The sequence below is a fragment of the Paranoxybacillus vitaminiphilus genome, from assembly GCF_003259935.1.
GTDB classification, from domain to species: Bacteria; Bacillota; Bacilli; order Bacillales; family Anoxybacillaceae; genus Paranoxybacillus; species Paranoxybacillus vitaminiphilus.
In genome coordinates this window covers 1-20549 of record NZ_QLMH01000004.1, presented here as the reverse complement: position 1 = coordinate 20549, position 20549 = coordinate 1, and the positions used below count along the sequence as shown (strand labels likewise).

At 37.3% G+C, this 20549-nt stretch carries 14 protein-coding genes and 1 pseudogene; 12 read left to right on the top strand and 3 right to left on the bottom strand.

Annotated features, from left to right (window positions below; all coding sequences use genetic code 11):
• Nucleotides 1–55 precede the first annotated feature (55 nt).
• The 6 genes from B0I26_RS06585 (at nt 56) to B0I26_RS06560 (ending at nt 8008) form a co-directional block, all read left to right on the top strand.
• Complete coding sequence (locus B0I26_RS06585) at nt 56–1597, top strand: xylose ABC transporter ATP-binding protein (RefSeq protein ID WP_111644869.1); 1542 nt, start codon at nt 56–58, stop codon at nt 1595–1597.
• Entirely contained in the window at nt 1572–2738 is a 1167-nt protein-coding gene (locus B0I26_RS06580) for a sugar ABC transporter permease (RefSeq protein WP_111644673.1), read from the top strand. The genes B0I26_RS06585 and B0I26_RS06580 overlap by 26 nt, the downstream gene beginning before the upstream one ends.
• 169 nt (nt 2739–2907) lie before the next feature.
• Nucleotides 2908–4230 (top strand): xylose isomerase, encoded by a 1323-nt coding sequence (gene xylA, locus B0I26_RS06575; RefSeq protein WP_111644672.1) that lies wholly within the window; start codon nt 2908–2910, stop codon nt 4228–4230.
• A gap of 86 nt (nt 4231–4316) precedes the next feature.
• Entirely contained in the window at nt 4317–5816 is a 1500-nt protein-coding gene (xylB, locus tag B0I26_RS06570) for a xylulokinase (RefSeq protein ID WP_111644671.1), read from the top strand.
• A 52-nt stretch (nt 5817–5868) separates the two neighbouring features.
• Nucleotides 5869–6864 (top strand): Gfo/Idh/MocA family protein, encoded by a 996-nt coding sequence (locus tag B0I26_RS06565; protein WP_111644670.1) that lies wholly within the window; start codon nt 5869–5871, stop codon nt 6862–6864.
• 85 nt (nt 6865–6949) lie between these two features.
• Entirely contained in the window at nt 6950–8008 is a 1059-nt protein-coding gene (locus B0I26_RS06560; RefSeq protein WP_111644669.1) for an aldose epimerase family protein, read from the top strand.
• A 447-nt stretch (nt 8009–8455) separates the two neighbouring features.
• Here the strand turns inward: B0I26_RS06560 and B0I26_RS06555 are convergent, their stop codons facing one another.
• Both B0I26_RS06555 and B0I26_RS18515 read right to left on the bottom strand, forming a co-directional pair.
• Nucleotides 8456–9694, bottom strand: coding sequence for a Fic family protein (locus B0I26_RS06555; protein ID WP_111644668.1), 1239 nt, complete (start codon nt 9692–9694; stop codon nt 8456–8458).
• A 164-nt stretch (nt 9695–9858) separates the two neighbouring features.
• Nucleotides 9859–10072 (bottom strand): annotated as a pseudogene (locus B0I26_RS18515) (IS3 family transposase); the annotation flags it as partial.
• A 279-nt stretch (nt 10073–10351) separates the two neighbouring features.
• On the opposite strand from B0I26_RS18515, the gene B0I26_RS06545 reads away from it, so the two are divergent.
• Together B0I26_RS06545 and B0I26_RS06540 are read left to right on the top strand one after the other, a co-directional pair.
• Nucleotides 10352–13081, top strand: coding sequence for a dynamin family protein (locus B0I26_RS06545; RefSeq protein ID WP_111644667.1), 2730 nt, complete (start codon nt 10352–10354; stop codon nt 13079–13081).
• 225 nt (nt 13082–13306) lie between these two features.
• Entirely contained in the window at nt 13307–14083 is a 777-nt protein-coding gene (locus tag B0I26_RS06540) for a hypothetical protein (RefSeq protein WP_181502760.1), read from the top strand.
• Between the two features lie 227 nt (nt 14084–14310).
• Here B0I26_RS06540 and B0I26_RS06535 read toward each other — a convergent pair whose 3' ends face one another.
• On the bottom strand, nt 14311–15015 hold the full coding sequence (locus B0I26_RS06535; RefSeq protein ID WP_111644665.1) for a hypothetical protein: 705 nt from the start codon (nt 15013–15015) through the stop codon (nt 14311–14313).
• Between the two features lie 472 nt (nt 15016–15487).
• On the opposite strand from B0I26_RS06535, the gene B0I26_RS06530 reads away from it, so the two are divergent.
• The 4 genes from B0I26_RS06530 (at nt 15488) to B0I26_RS06515 (ending at nt 20286) form a co-directional block, all read left to right on the top strand.
• Complete coding sequence (locus B0I26_RS06530; protein WP_111644664.1) at nt 15488–17803, top strand: S-layer homology domain-containing protein; 2316 nt, start codon at nt 15488–15490, stop codon at nt 17801–17803.
• A gap of 685 nt (nt 17804–18488) precedes the next feature.
• On the top strand, nt 18489–18965 hold the full coding sequence (locus B0I26_RS06525) for a macro domain-containing protein (protein WP_111644663.1): 477 nt from the start codon (nt 18489–18491) through the stop codon (nt 18963–18965).
• 289 nt (nt 18966–19254) lie between these two features.
• Entirely contained in the window at nt 19255–19809 is a 555-nt protein-coding gene (locus B0I26_RS06520; protein ID WP_111644662.1) for a hypothetical protein, read from the top strand.
• A 15-nt stretch (nt 19810–19824) separates the two neighbouring features.
• The gene (locus B0I26_RS06515) at nt 19825–20286 is read left to right on the top strand and encodes a protein-export chaperone SecB (protein WP_181502758.1); all 462 of its coding nucleotides are present in this window, start codon (nt 19825–19827) and stop codon (nt 20284–20286) included.
• Nucleotides 20287–20549 lie beyond the last annotated feature (263 nt).

Sequence of the window (20549 nt, the reverse complement as noted above, 5' to 3'; positions counted from 1 at the left end):
TGGGGGAAGCTTCCCCCATTTGTCGGATTACTTTATTGCAGGTGGTGAAAAAGGAATGGAAACGTTTGCGCTTGAAATGAAAGGAATTACGAAAGATTTTTCCAGTGTACGTGCATTAGATAACGTCACATTTTCAGTACGTAAAGGAGAAATCCATGCTTTATGCGGTGAAAATGGCGCAGGAAAATCAACTCTAATGAAAATACTTAGCGGCGTATATCCACATGGAACTTATGAAGGTCAAATATTGATAAACGGGAAAGAAGTTCAATTTAAATCGATCAAAGAATCCCAAGATGCGGGAATTGCTATTATTTATCAGGAGCTTGCATTAGTGGGAGAAATGACAGTTGCAGAAAATTTATTTTTAGGCCATGAGTTCATGAGATCAAAAATCATTAACTGGAACAAAATATATGCAGAGGCTCAAAAATGGTTAAATCAAATTGGATTAGATATCGATCCGGAAACAAAAGTGAAGGAGTTGACAGTTGGTAAACAACAGTTAATAGAAATTGTAAAAGCACTTACAAAGAAAGCAGATATTTTAATATTGGATGAGCCGACAGCCGCTTTAACTGAAAGTGATGTTGAAATATTGATGAACCTTTTAAATGATCTGCGTTCAAAAGGGGTTACATGCATTTATATTTCTCATAAGCTCGGTGAAGTTATGTCATTGGCCGATTCAGTAACTATATTGCGAGACGGTAAAACAATAAGCACAGATTCGATCGAGAATGTAACTGAAGATTGGATTATTACGAAAATGGTAGGCCGGGAACTAACAGAACTTTTCCCATATGAACCTCATCCAATTAGTGATGAAAAAATACTAGAAGTGAAAAATTACTCTGTTTTCGATGAAAATGGAAAACAAATTATTAAGGATGTATCCTTCTCATTAAAAAAAGGTGAAATACTTGGTTTTTCTGGATTAATGGGGGCTGGCAGGTCGGAATTATTTATTAGTCTGTTTGGCGGGTTTAAGGGTAAAAAAACCGGAACAGTCCTTATCGATGGAAAACCAACAAATATACAAAAACCTGCTGATGCAATTAAGGAAGGTCTAGCTTATGTATCCGAAGATCGAAAACGATACGGTTTAGTCTTAGGGATGGATATCACGAAAAATACAACGCTTACAGCTTTAAACAAAGTCATGAAGTTGAAAGTGATTGATGAAGCTTTAGAAATTAAAAGCACTCAGGACATTACTAAGAAAATGAACTTAAAAGCGCCAAGTTTAGAAGCAGCTGTAGGTCAATTAAGCGGCGGAAATCAACAAAAGATCGTTTTAAGTAAATGGTTATTAAATGATCCGAAAATATTAATTCTTGATGAACCAACAAGGGGAATTGATGTTGGGGCAAAGTATGAAATATATAAAATCATTAATGATCTTGTCAAGCAAGGTGTAGGTATTATCATGATTTCCTCTGAGTTGCCTGAAGTAATGGGAATGTCAGACCGTATTCTTGTCATGTCAGAAGGAAGAATTACCGGAGAGTTTTTAAGGGAAGAAGCTACTCAAGAGAACATTATGAGATGTGCTACTGGAGGGAAAAAACGTGTCCAGACAACTATCAACAGTTAATGTAAATACGCAAAGGAATAAAGGTTTAAGTTTGAAGCTTGATCTCCAATCATACACACTGATTATTGCTCTTGTGTTAATAGCTGTTATTTTTAGCATTTTCACGGAAGGAGAATTTTTATCTTCGCGTAATCTCTCTAATTTATTTACGCAAATGTCTGTCATTGCTGTTCTTGCAGTTGGTATGACACTTGTTATAGTAGCAGGTCATATTGATTTATCTGTTGGTTCGTTGGTTGGTTTAACAGGGGGAATTGCTGCCATTTTACAAGTTTGGTATGGATGGAATACCTTTTCAGTAGTTTTAGTTGCGATGATCATTGGAGCCATTTTAGGTTTATGGCAAGGATGGTGGGTAGCTTATCGGGCTGTACCGGCTTTTATTGTAACACTTGGGGGCATGCTTATTTTTAGAGGCATTCTGATTGGGTTAAGTAAAGGACAAACCGTTGCACCGATGAGTGAAAGTTTTAAGCAAATTGGGAACAGCTATCTTCCATATTTACTGGGGTATATTTTAGCATTAGTTAGTATCGTATTTCTTGTTTTTTGGACGATTAAAAATCGTTCTAAAAGAATGAAAATGGGACTTATGATACCAGCTGCCATCGTCGATTACGGAAAAGTTGCCGTATACTCTATTTTCATTCTCCTCATTACATATATGTTAAATCGATATTATGGTATTCCTGTTCCGTTTTTAATTGTTGTATTGTTAGCGGCTATTTTTATCTTTATTTCTAATAAAACAGCGTTCGGGCGTTATATTTATGCGATTGGAGGAAACCAGGAAGCTGCAGCTCTTTCTGGTATCAATATAAAGCGTAATATACTTTGGGTGTTTATTATAATGGGTGGTCTTTCTGGTGTTGCAGGTGTTTTATTGACTAGCAGATTAAATGCAGCGACAGTAAGTGCAGGTAATATGTATGAGCTTGATGCCATTGCGGCTTGTGTAATTGGCGGCACGAGTTTAATGGGTGGTAAAGGTAAAATATTTGGAGCAATTATTGGTGCCTTAATTATGGCTAGTATTGACAATGGCATGAGTATGATGAATATTGAAACATTCTGGCAATATATCGTTAAGGGGTTTATTCTCATCATTGCCGTATGGATTGATATTTATAGTAAAAAATAAATAAAACTATATAGGTCCAACTTGATTTTTCAACATGCGGAAAATTTAACTTTTCTAATTTTCCGGTGTATCCCGTTGGGTAGAAAAAATGCACAAAAGAGTGAGGTCTGTTCATATGTCGAAAGTTTAAGTTGAATTTATATAGTTTAAGAAATGGGAGGAAATGAATATGGCATACTTTGAAAATGTAAATGAAATCAAATATGAAGGACCTACATCTTCGAATCCTTTCGCTTTTAAATATTATAATCCTGATGAAGTTGTCGGTGGAAAAAGAATGGAAGAAATTTTCCGTTTTAGCGTTGCATATTGGCATACATTTACAATGGACGGGAGCGATCCTTTCGGCCACGGAAATATGATTCGTCCGTGGGATCAATATACGGGAATGGATTTAGCAAAAGCGCGTGTGGAAGCTGCATTTGAATTTTTTGAAAAGCTGAACGTACCATACTTTTGCTTCCACGATGTAGATATAGCGCCGGAAGGAAGTAATTTAAGAGAAACTTATAAAAATTTAGATGAAATTGTAGCGATGATAAAAGAATATATGAAAACAAGTAAAACGAAGCTTCTATGGAATACAGCCAATTTGTTCTCACATCCCCGTTTTGTTCATGGAGCGGCAACTGCGGTAAATGCAGATGTGTTTGCTTACGCTGCAGCAAAAGTGAAAAAAGGGTTGGAAATCGCAAAAGAACTTGGGGCAGAAAACTATGTATTCTGGGGTGGACGGGAAGGCTATGAGACCCTGTTAAATACGGACATGAAGTTAGAACTGGATAATCTTGGACGCTTTTTGCATTTAGCTGTTGATTATGCGAAGGAAATAGGCTTTTCTGGTCAATTTCTCATTGAACCTAAACCGAAGGAACCAACAAAACATCAATATGATTTTGATGTGGCAACAGCTTTAGCGTTTTTACAAAACTATGGCCTTAAAGATTATTTTAAATTTAACATTGAGGCCAACCATGCTACATTGGCAGGTCATACTTTTGAACATGAACTTCGTGTAGCAAGAATTCATGGTATGCTCGGTTCTGTTGATGCGAATCAAGGAGATCCGTTATTAGGGTGGGATACAGACGAATTCCCAACAGATTTATATTCTACAACGTTGGCGATGTATGAAATTTTACAAAACGGCGGGCTTGGCAAAGGCGGATTAAACTTTGATGCAAAAGTGAGAAGAGGCTCATTTGAACCAGAAGATTTATTTTATGCACATATTGCGGGTATGGATAGTTTTGCAATCGGTTTAAAGGTTGCTCAAAGATTAATAGATGATAAAGTTTTAGAAAGCTTTATTGAAGAACGCTATAGCAGCTATCATCATGGAATTGGAAAAGATATTGTAGAAGGCAAGACTGATTTCCATAAATTAGAGGAATATGCGTTGCAGCTTGGAGATATTCAAAACTCTTCTGGAAGAACAGAACGATTGAAGTCGACAATCAATCAGTATTTATTATCTGTTCTTTCTGAATAGATTTTATCTTCGTTAGGACGTACCTGGTTTAAATAAATAACAATCTGGTATGTCCTTTTATTTAATAACAATAAAGGGTGATCTCAATGAAATATGTGATTGGTATTGATTTAGGGACTAGTGCGGTAAAAGTTTTATTAATGAACCAAAACGGTGAAGTATGTAAAGAGATTTCTAAATCTTATCCGCTTATTCATGAAAAATCGGGGTACAGCGAGCAAGATCCGGCTGAGTGGGTAAAAAAAACAACGGAAGCATTAGCAGAGTTAGTGAAAGATTTCGATGGTCATGTTGAGGACATTGAAGGAATAAGCTTTTCGGGACAAATGCATGGGTTAGTATTGCTGGATAAAAATTACCAAGTACTACGCCGTGCAATTTTATGGAATGATACAAGAACGACTCAGCAGTGTAAGGAAATTTATGATGTGATTGGAGAGGAAAAGCTGCTTAAAACCACAAAAAACCCTGCATTAGAAGGCTTTACACTACCGAAGCTTTTGTGGGTGAAAGAGAATGAAAAAGATATTTATGAAAGAGCATCTGTATTTATGCTGCCTAAAGATTATTTGCGTTATTGCATGACCGGTCAAATACATACTGAATATTCAGACGCTGCCGGTACTTTATTATTGAATGTTCACGAAAAAGTGTGGAGTAAAGAAATATGCGATTTGTTAGATATTGATATTTCATTGTGTCCGCCTCTTGTCCATTCTTATGAATGTGTAGGAACCATCACATCTTCCTTTGCTGAAAGTACCGGGCTATCAAAATCGACTAAAGTTTATGCCGGCGGCGCTGATAATGCCTGTGGTGCAATTGGTGCCGGCATTTTATCAGAAGGAAAAACGTTATGCAGTATTGGAACATCCGGTGTCATCCTTTCTTATGAGGAAAATAGTGATCGCGATTTTCAAGGTAAGGTTCATTATTTTAATCATGGAAAAGAAAATGCTTATTATACGATGGGAGTGACTCTATCAGCCGGCCACAGCTTAGAGTGGTTTAGAGAAGTTTTTGCGAAACAAGAGGATTTTCATACGTTACTTTCAGGGATTGAACATGTACCAATCGGATCGAACGGAATCATTTTTACTCCATACTTAGTTGGAGAAAGGACACCTTATGCCGATTCTGTCATTCGGGCAAGTTTTATTGGGATGGATACTTCCCATCGTAAAAAAGATTTTGTACGAGCGGTTCTGGAAGGAATTACAATGTCTCTCAATGAATCGATCCAAATCTTTAGGGAAAATGGAAAGAACATCGATACCATTGTATCCATTGGCGGGGGAGCCAAAAATGAAACTTGGCTGCAAATGCAGGCAGATATCTTTAACGCTGCAATTGTAAAATTGTCGAGCGAGCAAGGACCGGCTGTTGGAGCAGCGATGCTGGCAGCAGTTGGGGCTGGCTGGTTTGCATCATTAAACGAGTGTGCAGATGTATTTATAAAACATTCTAAAGTGATTGAGCCGATTAAAGAAAATGTTGATAAATATAGAGAGCTATTTGCCATTTATCAACAAGTCTATGCAAAGACAAAAGAATTAAATGAATCATTAGCCTTTTTTAGGAATTAATACATGGATCGTAAGACTTGTTCAATATTTCATTTAAATTTGGAGGTAAAAAATGAAAAAGGTTCGCTGGGGTATTTTAAGTACGGCAAATATCGCTAGAACACAATTCATTCCGGCTATATTTCGAGCTGAAAATGCAGAAGTCACTGCCATTGCAAGTAGAGGCAGTAAAGTTCATGCGATTGCACAAGAATTCAATATTCCAAAAGCATACGAAAGTTATGAGGCGCTTCTTAATGATCCGGAAATAGATGCAGTATATATACCGCTGCCTAATCATTTGCATAAAGAATGGGTGATAAAGGCGGCAAGGAAGGGAAAACACATTCTTTGTGAAAAACCCGTTTCATTGAATGCAGAAGAAGCCGTAGAAATGGACAAAATTACGCTTGAATGTAATGTGAAGTTTATGGAAGCCTTTATGTATCAGTTCCATCCGCAACATGATCGTGTTCGTGAAATCATATTATCTGGGGAAATTGGAGAAGTGAAATTATTTAAATCGAGTCATTCTTTTTATTTAGAAAACAGAGAAGATGATATCCGCATGGTTAAAGAGATGGGCGGCGGAAGCTTGTATGATGTAGGCTGCTATTCGATCCATGCTGTACGATATATATTAAATACTGAACCAATTGAAGTTCATGCAATTGGGAATATAGATCCGATTTCAAATGTTGACCTATCTGCATATGTGCATATGAAATTAGAAAATGGTGTGACTGCATTAATGGATTGCAGCTTTGATATGACGGAAAGAAATGAATACGAAGTTGTCGGTACAAAAGGAACGATTAAAGTACCTTATGCATTTCGCCCCGATCGAAATGGAGGAGTTGGGATTGTCATAGTAGAGAGGAATGGAGTAACGCGAGAAGAAAAAATTCATGGAGACATTTATAGACTTGAGGTAGAACACTTTTCAAGAGCCATATTAGAAGACTTGAAAGTGAAATATTCTGGAGAATCGTCAATAAAAAATATGAGGGTGATTGATGCTTGTTATGAATCCATTCGAACAGGAAAATCGATAAGAATCAATCAATAATTCATGGTGGCTTTGATAACAGTGGTCTTATTGAACCTTGTTTCAGATCATTCAAAATAAATGATAAATAAAGGCGATGGAAACTATGGAAATTCGAAAAGAATTATTTGGATATAAACATAACCAGCCAGTATACTTGTTCAAACTAAGAAATGATCATGGATTAGAAATTTCTTGTATCAATTATGGGTGTATTATTACAGAGATTCTTGCCCCCGATCGAGAAGGGAAGCTTGAAAATATCGTATTAGGGTTCGATAGTATAGAAGAATATGAGCAATATTCCTCTCCATACTTTGGTGCTGTGGTAGGGAGATTTGCAGGCAGAATTAAAGAAGGAAAATTTACCTTAGATGATCAAGAGTACCAAGTAACAAAAAATGAGAATCAAAACCATTTACATGGCGGAAACAAAGGGTTTAGCAAAGTATTATGGGACTATAAAGTTGGGGAAGAAAAGGAAAACGAGATTTCAATCGAATTTTGTTATTTTAGCCCTGATGGTGAGGAAGGATATCCGGGTAACCTTGATGTGAAAGTCATCTATTCGTTAACAAATGAGAATGAGCTTATTATCACTTACTATGGTAAATCTGATAAGAAAACATTACTAAATATGACGAATCACACTTATTTTAATCTAAGTGGTGATTTAAAACGAGATATTTTATATCATGAACTGACTATAAAGAGCGATACATTTATAGAATTGGATCGTGAATTGCTTCCAACCGGAAACTTGATTGATGTAACAGGTACCGTCTTTGACTTTCGAACGGGAAGGAAAATCATTGCTGGAGTGAATTCAACTCACCCTCAGATTCTTTTAGCGAATAAGGGCTATGACCATCCATTTTTATTAAATACGAATCATCAGCAAGAAATTATTTTATACGATAAAGAGAGTGGACGAAAACTAGTAATTGAAACGGACGAACCAAGTGTCGTTCTATATACTGGAAATAAGTTGGGAGAACAACGATATAAAATTCGAAATGTGAATTCTAAAAATTATTTAGGGTTATGTTTAGAAACACAGGCTCCGCCGGATTCCGTGCATCATCCTCATTTTCATTCGTCTATTTTAAACGAAAATAATATTTATCGAAAAAGAACTAAATATTTGTTTACGTCAGACAAATGAATAATGAACCTCTCCCACCCACACGTTATTTAGAGGTGGGAGACTTCTCGGTGAACATGTTAAATTATAGTCGAATAATATGTTTAAATGTAAGTTTTAGAAATTATTTTATATTTTTATAGGATGAGTGCACGGCACCGCTCCAAAGTTTATTTGAGAGATTTGTTTACCATATGGTTTCCATATGATAAGCAAAGGAACAAAATTGAGTGATTAATACGTTTATCAAAGTGCTTCAACGGTTAACAGCTACTTTGCTTATGCATTGCGAGTCGAAAATTGGACAGTATAAATCCGATTATGGTAGAAGGAATCAAGTCTACACGGCTTTGATTTTTATTTTTTCCAAGTGTCTCAGAACGCCCGAGAAAAGCACTTAAGGAGTCTGCAGAATTCTGAGACTGAACGTATCACAGAAAAAGGTGTTATACTCAAGCGAGCTTGTGATTAATGCTCACCATCCGAACTTAGTTGATTAGCTAACTTTGCGCTTAACGCCACTTCAATCGGTTTCCTTTTGCGAAACTCAATCCATCCGGCTTGTTTCAGTTCGTCTAATGCTTTTCGAATCACATACTCTGTTTTTTCTGTCAGTTGAATTAATTCTTTTTTTGTCATTCCTTTACCTTGAATTCCAAAAATATGATTTTGTCCAAGGATAAAAATGAGGTTCTCTTTCGTTTCATCCCCTATATTCAGTTCTTTCACTAAAGAAAACAACATGTTCATTCTCTGTTCTTTTTCTAATAGGTCCGCTAAAATATCATTTTGTGCCTTATGAATAATCTGGAAAAATGTTTCGCAGAAAAAGGTTAGCTCTCCTTTGTTACGTGGATGATTTGCTTCAGAAAACGCATCATAATACATTTGTTTCAATTTATTGGTGGAATAAGAAAGGGTTAGAGCCGTTAAAAAATCTAACTCTTTCGCTAGATACATACTGCTTATATAACGGGCTGTTCGTCCATTCCCATCATAAAAAGGATGAATATAGCCAAAGTAATAATGCGAAATCGCAATTCTGTATAACATTGGTGATGGATGTTCATTTAGGAAGTTGATAAGCTGTCGCAGTTTTGTCTTAATTGATTCCTCCGGGTAAACGCCTCGATGGATGATTTTATTGGTCGTAGTTACCACATCGACAGGCTGTTTTCTAAACAGTTCCCCATCTAACTGATTTTCCTTTTTTATTTCTTCTTGAACTAAATGATCATAAATATCTCGAATATCTTCAATCTTTTCTAATGTTGTTTTTGTTTCTGATAACAGGCTGAAATAGGATTTCATTAAACTCAGATGTCTAATATTCTTTTTTTTGCTGGATTCTTTCCGAACAATAATTTCTATAACGGTTTCCATTTCTTCTTTTGTACTATGGACACCTTCAATTTCGTTTGTGCTTAATAGTTCGTCGATTAACTTTGCCTGAATATATTGCTGGATGGCGATAGGAGGAAGACGATGTACAATCGATTGAATCAATTTACTTTGCTTCATAATTTGCTCATGCAGCAAGTCTAACTCTTGATGATTTACATAAAAACATTCAAATTCTTCGCTGCTCTTATAAGGTTTTATATGAAACGGAAGCTTAACGGTTCCATAACTGTTAAAGCGTTTTTCAAATTCGTTAAGGTAGGTTTTTTGATCTTTATAATATAATTTTGAAAGTAATTCATACATAAAAAATCACCCCCTGTCACAATTATTACCAACAATATAACATTATATTATGAAAAATGCGTTGTTTTTTAAATTTGTATATAATTTTTTTAATTATATTATAAAAAATATCGCCTTTTTAAAAAATATTTATTACATCTCGATATTGAGATAGCATTTCCCTGTCAAGCGGACAATGAAAAAAGAGTATATGAAGCTGCGGCCTTTTCTCGATATTCACTCGGGAAAAGGCTGTTATGTTTTTCTTGAAAACGATTGTGATTGTAAAAATGGATATACTCTTGAATAGCCTGATACGCCTATTCGATTGTTTTTGGGCGTACTAAATTTTAAATATGAGAAGAAACATTCAATACATACATGATCACGGCAATTTCCTCATAATATAATCACGGAAAAACCAAAAAATCGCGTTAAAACGCAACCGAATGAAGCAAATCGCAAGAATTCTCGGTTAACGTATCGAGCACGAATCGAAGCTGCAATTGTGCCGCTTTTTTACACTTCCATCCAATAAATAACATAATTTAACTGAAATTTTACACGATGATAAAAATCTGTATTATAAATGAAAGCAATTTGAAACTTTATGGAAAAGTAAGTCTGCTAGAATACGGAGAATAGAAACAGGAAAGTTTTCATAACTGGGGGATCAATATGACGTTAGAGAATCAACTGATCAAAAAAATGTTTTACGAAACATTGATGGAAGCGGATGAAAAAAATCCTGTCCGTGTGCTCGGAGAAGCTTTTCTTGCCGGGCATAAAGATGGGACAGCTGACATTTCCGCGATCCGTTTTGCCCAAGGAGAAGTATATTTCCATAATAAAGATTATGAGGCAGCGATTTTTAAATGGGAAAACGTTCATAATGATTTAAAGCCGTGGGCGAAGAAAAATATCGCGGATTGTTATTATGAACTCGGACAATTATCAGCAGCGGAAGAGATTTATCAATCCATTGAAACCGAAAGCCGTGTCTTACAATCAGAAGTTGCGCTGCAATTATTTTCGCTTTACATCGACCAAGGCATGCTTGAAAAAGCGGATGAAGTGATTAAAAAAGCGGTATCCTTTCATCCGGACTATCCGAATGTGACAGACATTGCCCGGGCCTTTTTTGAAAAACATAACGATTGGAAGAGCGCCATTGAACTGGCAGTCAATGAAGCGATCCGGACAGAGTCGCATCACTGGTTTGATATTTTAAAAACTTATGCCGAACAAGGATTCACAAACATCTTTGAACCGCAGTATTTTTCGAAATGCTTAACCGTGTTATACGGAGCGGATCAGACAAGATTTGAACAGCTCGTTCAGGCATTGTGGAACGGTTACAAAAACGGGCGTTCCTATTTTTCATGGCTGCGGGAATTTAACCGCCTCTTTTTACATTTGGATGCAAACCGGGAGCAGTCGTGGAAAGAGCTGTCCTCGCTTTATCAGGAAACCTATTTTGAATTGATTGATGGAACATATTTAATGAAAGAACTGGCGGAGATTATTCCGAATCTCTTAACGAACTGGCTCAAAATAGCCGATCGTTCTCATGCTTTATTTGCTTCGGCGGCGGTACTGGCATGGAGCGAGAAATTTCCATCAAGTATGAACCCGGAGGTTGTCAATGATGCCGAACATCTTATTTTTCATTCCCGCAATGAGACAGACGGTTTGGAATACAGCTTGACATTATTTGATTCCATCGTTAAATGGGCGGAAGCGCAGGGGGTAGAACCAGGGCACCGCTTCAGATGGCTCATCCGAGAACTCGTTGATTTTCAAACCCATCATTTATTAGTAGCCGGGATTTCCGGAAATGGAAAGTCGGCTTTTATCAATGCGGTTCTCGGAGAAAATATCCTAACGGCTCCGACATCTTCCGTCATTGTCTTTAAGGGGGATGAAGAGACGGAGATTAGAAAAATAGCCGATGAAGAATTAACCACCTTTTCAAGTTTCCATGAATTCCAGGAGGCAGTAGATAGACGGCTGAATAAGGCTTTTGACAATGCGATGATTGAGTTCTCTCTTCCATCGCCAATTTTGCAGGAAAACAGGCTGGCTCTTATTGATACGCCGGGATTTGGCGAAGGTGAAGCGTTAACATATGTGTATTTTGCCGACAGTTTATTATTTGTGCTTGATGCGAACGATCCTTTTACCGAAAAAGAACAAGAGATTCTCATGCAGATTCGGAAATATGCGCCTCATCTTCCCATTCATTTTCTGCTCAATAAAATCGATGAAATTTATGATGAACAAGAAGCTACGAGAATTGTTGAAGACACTCGTTCGCAAGTTCGCGCATATTTTCCGCAGGCTAAGCTGTTTGCCTATTTGTCACATGTAAGAAGCAGAAAACAACAAAACGATCTGGCAGAGTTCTTGAGAAACTTGAATAGGCCGATTGCGGAAGACGATCGAATCGAAAAAATATTCATCTTTATTCGCAAATTAATCAGGCATTTATTGGATAAACGGGCAGAAATGGAAAACAACTTGTCCGAGTCGATTAAATGGAATGAAGAGATGGTTACAAAACTGAGTGGCGCCATCCATCAATTAACGGATTTGAAAGAAGAAAAAGCGCGAATGCTCACGAGAACGTTCCATAAAGTCCTCGAGGAAATCAGATCGGATCTATCGGAAAATATTCCGGAAATTTTGCGGGGCTGTTCTGATCTGATTCAAGAGGACAGTGATTTCCGTAACATTCATCTTGAACTGAATGATGAGATGAACCGGAGAGTGCATGCCTATGTAAATGATAAGATCTTGCCTAAAGCTTACCGCTCTCTTCAGGAATGGATTGTAACGGCCAATGATGAACTGAATCACTGTCAATCGTTCCTCGATGAAATGAGCGATGGGTTTCATGCGATGTATGGACAAGAGCGGCTGAAGCTGAATGGCGACTTTCAAGTGCTTGATGACTGGCTTCGTGATGCTGACCGGATGACGAGCAGCGTGCAAATGGAGAAGATGAATATTTTTCTCCGCCGCACACCGTATCAAATTTTGTTGAAAAGTGCCGGCAGGCTGTTTGGAGCGTTCCAGCAAAACAATGCGATTCTATATAACAAATACAAACAGTTTGTTGAAAATGAGGATTATTTGGACGTTGCCGAATCCATCATCAACAAGCTGCTTCTGCCGTTCGAATTGTTTGCGAAATCACTGGAGCGGGATATTTCACTCTTCTTCCGCAACCCGCTTGCCGTACTGAATGAAACGGTAGAAGAAACGAAAAAAGAAATGAAGGAAAAAGAAGAAGAGTTGGAGAAAATGAGAGCAAATCCGCAAAAATTCCGCGATCCGCTGACATTGTTTGAAGTAAAACTCCGCCAATACGAGTGGATGACCATTTCCGCAAAAGGAGTTCTGTAAGTATAGCGAGATTTAACAAAAAATCGGTCCATGAGGCCGATTTTTTCGTTGTGAAAATGTTTTAAAAACGATAAAACATGCTAACACTGGCAAATTCATTCAATGGTATGCATAAGGGTTACGTAGTTGGAGCGAATTAGAATGGAAAATCAAACAACCATAGTCATTTGAAAAATGATGTTTTATAATTCTCTTAGTATACTAATTGGAGCAAGGAGGATTCCTATGCCATTAATGAGAGAAATTTGGACTCCGTTGAAATGGATTGGGGTTCGTTATTTTAAAGATGAGAAGGGGATCTATTACAGAAAAGTTGGGAATAACCATCGTAAGAAAATAAGACCGTTTTGGAAGATGAAGAGGATCATCCTTGGTGTACCGCTCCTCCTTTTATTAGGACTTGGATGGATTGGCTATCGTATTGGTATGAATATGGCTTCAGAAAAAGTAATGAACGAGATTTCTAGTCAAATATCAGAAGAAGATATTCATCACTTGTTACAAGACGAGAATGTTCAGGAGCTTATTGAAAAAGAACTCGGTCCGGAAGAAGCAAAGAAATTGTTAGGAAAACAGCTGGAAGAGAAGCAGCTGAACAAAGAGAATCAGAATCAAAACAATGAAACGAATCAGAGCAGTGATACAAATAAAGTACAAAGTCCACATGTCGCTCAAAAAGAAAAGGAACAACCAATAAATGACCAACAGAAAGCTCAGGATGATAAGGAAGAAAAGCAATCTGAAAATAATAATAAGGAAGAGAAACAACCGCCAAATAGTGGACAACTCATGTTTAAATCTAGAGAAGAAGCTACGAAGTTCCTTCTCAGCAAGTTTTCAATGAGCGAACTGACGGAATTTGCGAAGAAAGCACAGGGGGGACTTACACCGGAAGAAAAAGCAGAAATTAAAGCGGCTGTTACGAAAAGACTCACACCAGAAGAATATAACGCACTGAAAGTATATGGCTTAATTGAATTAAGCAAGCAAAATGGACAGTAGCATCCTCACGTTCATCCTATCTTTTACGAAGGGATTGGAGTATTTGTTAGTTCATTTGCAGCGCTTATGATTATGAGCAAGATGTTTATTGCGAAGCAGGCCGGAGCTGACCCGCAAGTGTCTGACCTCACGTGCATTTCACCATATATCGTCCATTTATCTTATGATATTGTGTTGTGGTGTCTGACGCTTTGCTTTTGGGTCAGCCTCGGCTTTTAGTAGGAAGATTACAGTTTTTCCATGGCTTTTTTCAATAACGCATTTCGACGTGCTTTTTTCTCTTGCTCGTATGCATCTCTAAACTCTTTCGCATAGCTTGTGCTGAACCCGTGTTTCTTTAACTCTGCTTCTAATGCATGATAAATGGTTTCGAAAGCCGCGTCTGTTTTTGATTCTAACTCTTTTGCCGCCGTGTTGTATTTACTGTAAAAAAAGCTCAATGAAATCTCTTCGTTGTCAGCTTTTTTTGCTTGATATTCTGCAAAAGCATGAGCAACCAATGCATCAATTTTTGCGTTTGCTTGTTGTTGTAAGTTCGTAAATGAAGGACGGTACTTTTCTACAATAGAAGCTGCTGTTACTTCTGTCTTGTTTTGATGATTGGTCTGTTTGTTTGTATTGGTTGTTGTGCTGGCTCCGTTTTTTGTTTCGTTATTTGCGAGAGCGGTATTATTTTTTGTTTCGCTTGTATGGTTTGGTGTTTCTGTTTCGTTCGCTGCAGAAGTGCCAACATTTTCATTGCCGCTATTTTGTCCGTTTGCGTCTGTATCATCAGGCAGTCTCACGTCATATTCCGGCTCTACAATTTGTTTAACTTTCTCATCCTGGCTTATATCATATTCTTTCGTTGTGAAAGAATAGTAAAAAGCACCTGCTCCCCCAACCGCAAGAACGAAGCAGCTGGCAAGCGCGATTTTCCACTTTTTCTTCAACCTTTTTCCCTCCTTTCGACATATTTCCATTTTTAAGATTCATCACCGCAAATATTTTTTGTCAAAAGCGCAATCATTCTTTGTACAATTTCTGTTTATTACCATTATTATAAAATTGGCTTCTTCAACACATTATAGTGAAAATCAAGTACATTTTACGGTGAAGAGTCGTTATTTGATTTATTTTACCATAAATCGTTTCACAGTTTTGTAAAATAATGATAAATAAAATTTTGTAAAAATAGTTAGGAATTATATTGTTAATATTTTAACTTTCTAGTAAAATAGATTTATGTAATATACTATTAATGGTAATTTTGGTTATATATAAATCAAAATTGAAAAATTTACATAAGAATTAGACAAAAAAGCGAGCAAAATGCTCCATATAGTACATCAATCCATCGTAAAACCAATCTGCTTTATATAACACAACTTTTCATATTACATATATCATTGGTGAGGTGATAAAATGAAAAAATATCCATTCAGCAAGAAGGCTTTGCGTGCCATGCTTGCGGCAACCATTGCGTTTACGCCGGTAGTAGGGGCGGGGGTTGTTAATCAAAATACAGTAAGTGCAGCAACACAGACAGTGGATAAGCAGATTGACCAACTTGCAAGCAGATTTTATATTTTTTATCAATCTGCAGATGAAACGGCATTAAGGTCTGCATATGGTAAGGCTAGTAACCTTACATATTCCGACATTGAAGAGGCTGCTAAGGATTTGTCTATTTCTCTAAATATTCCTAGTGATAAGCAAGATGACTTTGCAACTCTTATGCAAAATGTAGCGACATTAATTTATACAAAATATAATTCAGCCGAATCATTAGCGTATGCGGTAACAAAATTCCGCACGGTTAATGCGACATACTTTAACGCCTTATTTGATGAAGATGGCCAAGTGACGGCTGATCAGTTGATAGCGTTTATCTCCGCGATGGAAAGCAACTTGGAAAAAGCTATCGCGCTTAACGCACTTTCTTCCAATGCTGCTTATGAGGATATTGTAAGCGATGCGGTGGCAATGACTTTTGATGGCCATCCAGGCGAGTTTGATACTTTAAAAGGTAAGCTTTCTGGCATTGGTTTATCAGTAGAAAAGTTATTTAAATTGCAAGGAAAATTAAATGATGAAGTGCTTGATCCGAACAAAACAGCTCGTTCTTCGATGTTGCAAAGCGCATTTAAGGTTAAAGGTGCGTCCATTAACGAGGATAGCGATGGCTATTATTTAAAAGTACCTTATAACGGAATGATCGTAGAGATATCTAATTCGATCCAATGGGAAACATCTGATTCTAGTATCGCTCACTTTACTGGAAACAAACTAACGGTAAAAAAATCCGGTACCATTACTGTTTACGCTAAGCTTGATGGAATGACTCTTGCTACTAAGAGCGTGACTGTACAGGCAACTGGTGGCAACAGCGGCGGTAGTGGCGGCAGTGGTGGTAGCAGCGGTGGCAGTGGCGGAGGCACTTCAGGTGGCGGCAGTCGTGCGGACTTACCATCAAAAACAGAAACTGGAAATGGTAAGATAACAATCGGAAAAGATGTTGCAAAAGTCGAAACGAAGAAAAATGAAAACGGACAAACGGAAAAAGTAGTATCTGTGGATGCAACAAAAGTAGCAGACATTGTGAAAAACTTGTCTTCAGAAAATAAAGAGCTTGCCTTGCCGCTTGGCCGTCTTGTTGCTGGAGAAGTAGCAAAAGCGCAGCTTCCGGCGAAATTGTTTACAGAATCAGTGAAAAAAGAAGCGGAAGCAGTTGTTACTGTTGCAACAAATAAAGCAGCCTATAAAATTTCTGCAAAAGAATTAAATGACCAGCTGCAGGCACTTGCACAACGGCTCGGCGTTTCGAATGCAGAAGATTTAACGATTTCCATTGCGATGAGCGAAGTGGACAAGCAGGAAAGTGCATCTAAATATAAAGTAAACATTGTGTCCAATGTTGTTGAATTTCATGTTGAAGTATCTGCAAATGGAAAAACAGAACAATTGACTCGTTTCTCGCAATACGTTGATCGTGAGTTGACGGGCGACAAGGTATTTGACCCTAACCATTCTGTAGCCTTGCGTTTAAATGAGGACGGTACGTTCGTTTCGCTGCCAACTCTATTTAACGACAAGACAGCAACTGTCAAATCATTAACCAACTCTGCATATACCATTGTAGAAAACGACAAAACGTTCCCAGATGTGGACAATAATAAAAACTGGGCGGAAAAATATATTGAAACGCTCGCATCTAAATATATCATTAAAGGAAAAACAAATGGATTATATGCGCCGCAAGACTACATGACACGTGCTCAATTTACTGTGTTGCTTGTACGTGCGTTAGGATTGCCTAGCGAGCAATATGACGGCCGTTTTAAAGATGTAAAAGGTGATGAATGGTTTAATGCCAACGGTGAGCTGATGGCAGCAGTGAAACACGGTATTATCCGCGGTAAACTGGATGGTACGTTTGCGCCAAACGAGCAAATTACCCGTGCACAGGCAGCTGTTATGATTGAGCGCACTATGAATCTCGGTCTCTTAAACTATGACATGAGTCAATTAAATCCAGACAAAAAAGTGACAGACTTTAAAGACGAGAAACAAATCGGTACTTGGGCAAGAACGAGTGTGGAAAAAGTATATCAGGCAGGTATCTTAACTGGTAAAAATGACGGTCGCTTCGATCCAAACGGTTATTTAAAACGCGACCAAATGGCTAAATTACTGGCAGAATTCTTAATCTCTGCAAAATTAATGAACGATATTCAATAAGGATAAGTTGCATAAATGTCGAAAGGTTTTTCTTTCGGAAAAATCAAAAGTCTTCAGTGACTTTGGACTGACCCGCTTATTTGGAGCATTATGCTGCCTGTTTCCTGAATTCAAAAGGAGGCAGGCAGTTTCATTTTGCCTGAATGGGAATTGATTATAATACATGGATGTAATTTTGAACTATTATGAATTCTTTAGGCTTTTTCCGTCGATCATACGTTAATCTTTCAGTTCCTAAGCAAAAAATAACAGGATATCTGCCTCTTAACTCCCTTACAACTTGAACTGCTATTTCCGGTACCATCTCCTCTTGAGTTCCTTGTACTTTTTAAGGTTTTCACTCTTCCTTCCTAGCTTTTCGCTGTTTCGCTGCGCAATGATTGTGCAATGTATCATAATCGGGCAGCGTTGTTAAAGCTTCTAACACTTCAATCGCGCTCGGCCATTTCAAGCGAACCCTTCCTCTGCATGGTATAATGCGACTATACAATGAAGAATATAGGCTAAAGAAAGTACGATGATGCCAAAAAAGGCCCTATGTTCGTGTGCAGGAAAAAGAAGATATTTACGTTTCGTAAAGTCATTTGGAATTTGAAAAATGCGTTGTTTTTTACATGATGATATATGATGTGCCTGCTCGTGAAAGTATGCGATAATAAAAATAATAAGGAAAGGAGTTATGGTTGTGATAAAGGCAGTGAATGGAGACATCACCAAACTTCAAGATGTTTCATACATTTGTAACGCAGCAAACGGAATCGGTCCGATGGGAGGAGGAGTAGCGGCTGCGATTCGCAGAGCCGGCGGCAAAGAGATTGAAACAGAAGCGATAAAGGTTTGTAAAGAGCAAAATCCGATGCCGGGTGACCTTTATGTCACACATGCGGGAACACTTCCTTTTAAAAACATTATTCATCTAGTGACGATGAAAGAGCCGGCTGGTGCGACATCTTATGACATTGTCAAAACATGCCTGAAGAATTTAGTCGCTTACTGTCAAGAGCATGGAATTCATAAGGTAGCGCTTCCGGCTTTAGGAACAGGGGTAGGAAATTTGGATAAAGCAAAAGTCGCCGCCATCTTCAAAGAAGTTCTAGAACCGGTGAATGACATTGAATTCATCGTTGTCGATATCGATCAAGAATTTATACAAAGCTTTTAGCATCTTTGTTATAGAGTTTTTCTGTTTTCAGCATCGAACTCCTCCTATTTTCACTTCGTTTTAAAGCGGAAATACTCTCGAAACTATAGGTTTAGCTATTTCTCGCTGTTTGAAGTGTCTATTTTTTACATAAGCACCAGATTGGATTTATCTTCATTTGCGGATTCTTAACATCATGGGAATCTTACATTAGGAGTTTGTCGAAAATTATTGAAGTGTTTTAGTATTTTTTTCAACGTATATTCTATATAATAAAATAAAGTCGTTTCTTCAGAAAGGGGGAAGGACTATGAACGAGAATGTTTGGGAGTTCATGGGAATTCAAAGAACGGATCAAACTGAATCTGATCGGTTACTGACATCTATCATGAATCGTATGATGAGTAGTTTATCTCATTTTACGAACTTATATCCTTCTGATTTTTCTTCATTTGCAGAAATGGTGAAATACGGAAAAGCGATTAATAATGATCATTCATATTTTTGGGATTGGATGGATGAGTACGGCATAGGTTATATAAAAACCATTGGAAAAACGACGTTACCGGATACAGAAGAAACATTGAATTTTTTGTCCTACAGACAACTGCTTTTAGAGATGGATATCGAAAATGGAATCGCTTCCAATTTGTTTTTGTCTATTTCTGAATTGTTGACAGCTGTAAATGAGTTTATCCGGGTACATTTGGAACCGGCTGTTACTTATGTAGAGCACGATTTCGGTATTTTTGAAGAACCAATCATTTGTCAAGGTAAACTAAATTCCGAACAGGAAAATATAGAGTGGGAATTCTTGTTAAGCCCTGCTGATTTACAGCAGGGCTTTTGTTATAAATTCTATTGAAAGGGGTGGATAGAATTGGATAATCATCAAGCTTATGAACTATATGTATTGGCGAAAACAAATATTCAGCTTAAAGAAGCAAGTCTTGAATCTGTACATATAGACAAAATTAAGCCACTTCAAAATGGAAAGTATATGAATGAAATTATCTTTGGAAAGCGTTTAGAGCTAATTAATGAAAAAGAAATTGATGCTTTCTTAAGAACTGTTGTTAATAGCAGAGAAGAAGATAGCGGTGATGTAGTGCTTAAGATTGAAATTATTTACAGAGGGCGTTTTGTTACTAAAACTTCTATTTCAAAACAACAATTAGAACATTGGACAGATATACAAACTGTTCCACAACTGTTGCCGTATACTCGCAGTTTAATAGCCTCTCTGACTTCTCATATGTCTATTGCACCAATTGTTTTACCTACGATGGATATTTTAGAATCATTAAAACTAAACCATGAAAATCAATCAGTCGGTGAGTAAGTTGAATGCTTTGATGTGAGTACAATTTCTTCCTTCAGATCATCCATGTCCACATCTTGAACCAACCGCAAAAAAGATTGCTGATTTTTTATTTGCGTATAAAAGCCAATTTGAATATTTTTGTCATTTCATGAGAATTAGCAGTACATGGACCCTTAGCAATTATAATGTAAATTATCACTTTATTTCGGAACAAAAGAGCCATTTTTTTGCACATTCCTTCAGAAAGCCCTCTCCCCTTTTCTGAAAGAATGTGCTAAATT

What these genes read in the sequence shown, in the direction of transcription:
- B0I26_RS06565 (WP_111644670.1), top strand. Translation starts at nt 5,869, where the DNA reads ATGAAAAAGGTTCGCTGGGGTATTTTAAGTACGGCAAATATCGCTAGA.
- B0I26_RS06560 (WP_111644669.1), top strand. Translation starts at nt 6,950, where the DNA reads ATGGAAATTCGAAAAGAATTATTTGGATATAAACATAACCAGCCAGTA.
- B0I26_RS06520 (WP_111644662.1), top strand. Translation starts at nt 19,255, where the DNA reads ATGAACGAGAATGTTTGGGAGTTCATGGGAATTCAAAGAACGGATCAA.
- xylB (WP_111644671.1), top strand. Translation starts at nt 4,317, where the DNA reads ATGAAATATGTGATTGGTATTGATTTAGGGACTAGTGCGGTAAAAGTT.
- B0I26_RS06540 (WP_181502760.1), top strand. Translation starts at nt 13,307, where the DNA reads ATGCCATTAATGAGAGAAATTTGGACTCCGTTGAAATGGATTGGGGTT.
- B0I26_RS06545 (WP_111644667.1), top strand. Translation starts at nt 10,352, where the DNA reads ATGACGTTAGAGAATCAACTGATCAAAAAAATGTTTTACGAAACATTG.
- B0I26_RS06555 (WP_111644668.1), bottom strand. Translation starts at nt 9,694, where the DNA reads ATGTATGAATTACTTTCAAAATTATATTATAAAGATCAAAAAACCTAC.
- xylA (WP_111644672.1), top strand. Translation starts at nt 2,908, where the DNA reads ATGGCATACTTTGAAAATGTAAATGAAATCAAATATGAAGGACCTACA.
- B0I26_RS06530 (WP_111644664.1), top strand. Translation starts at nt 15,488, where the DNA reads ATGAAAAAATATCCATTCAGCAAGAAGGCTTTGCGTGCCATGCTTGCG.
- B0I26_RS06585 (WP_111644869.1), top strand. Translation starts at nt 56, where the DNA reads ATGGAAACGTTTGCGCTTGAAATGAAAGGAATTACGAAAGATTTTTCC.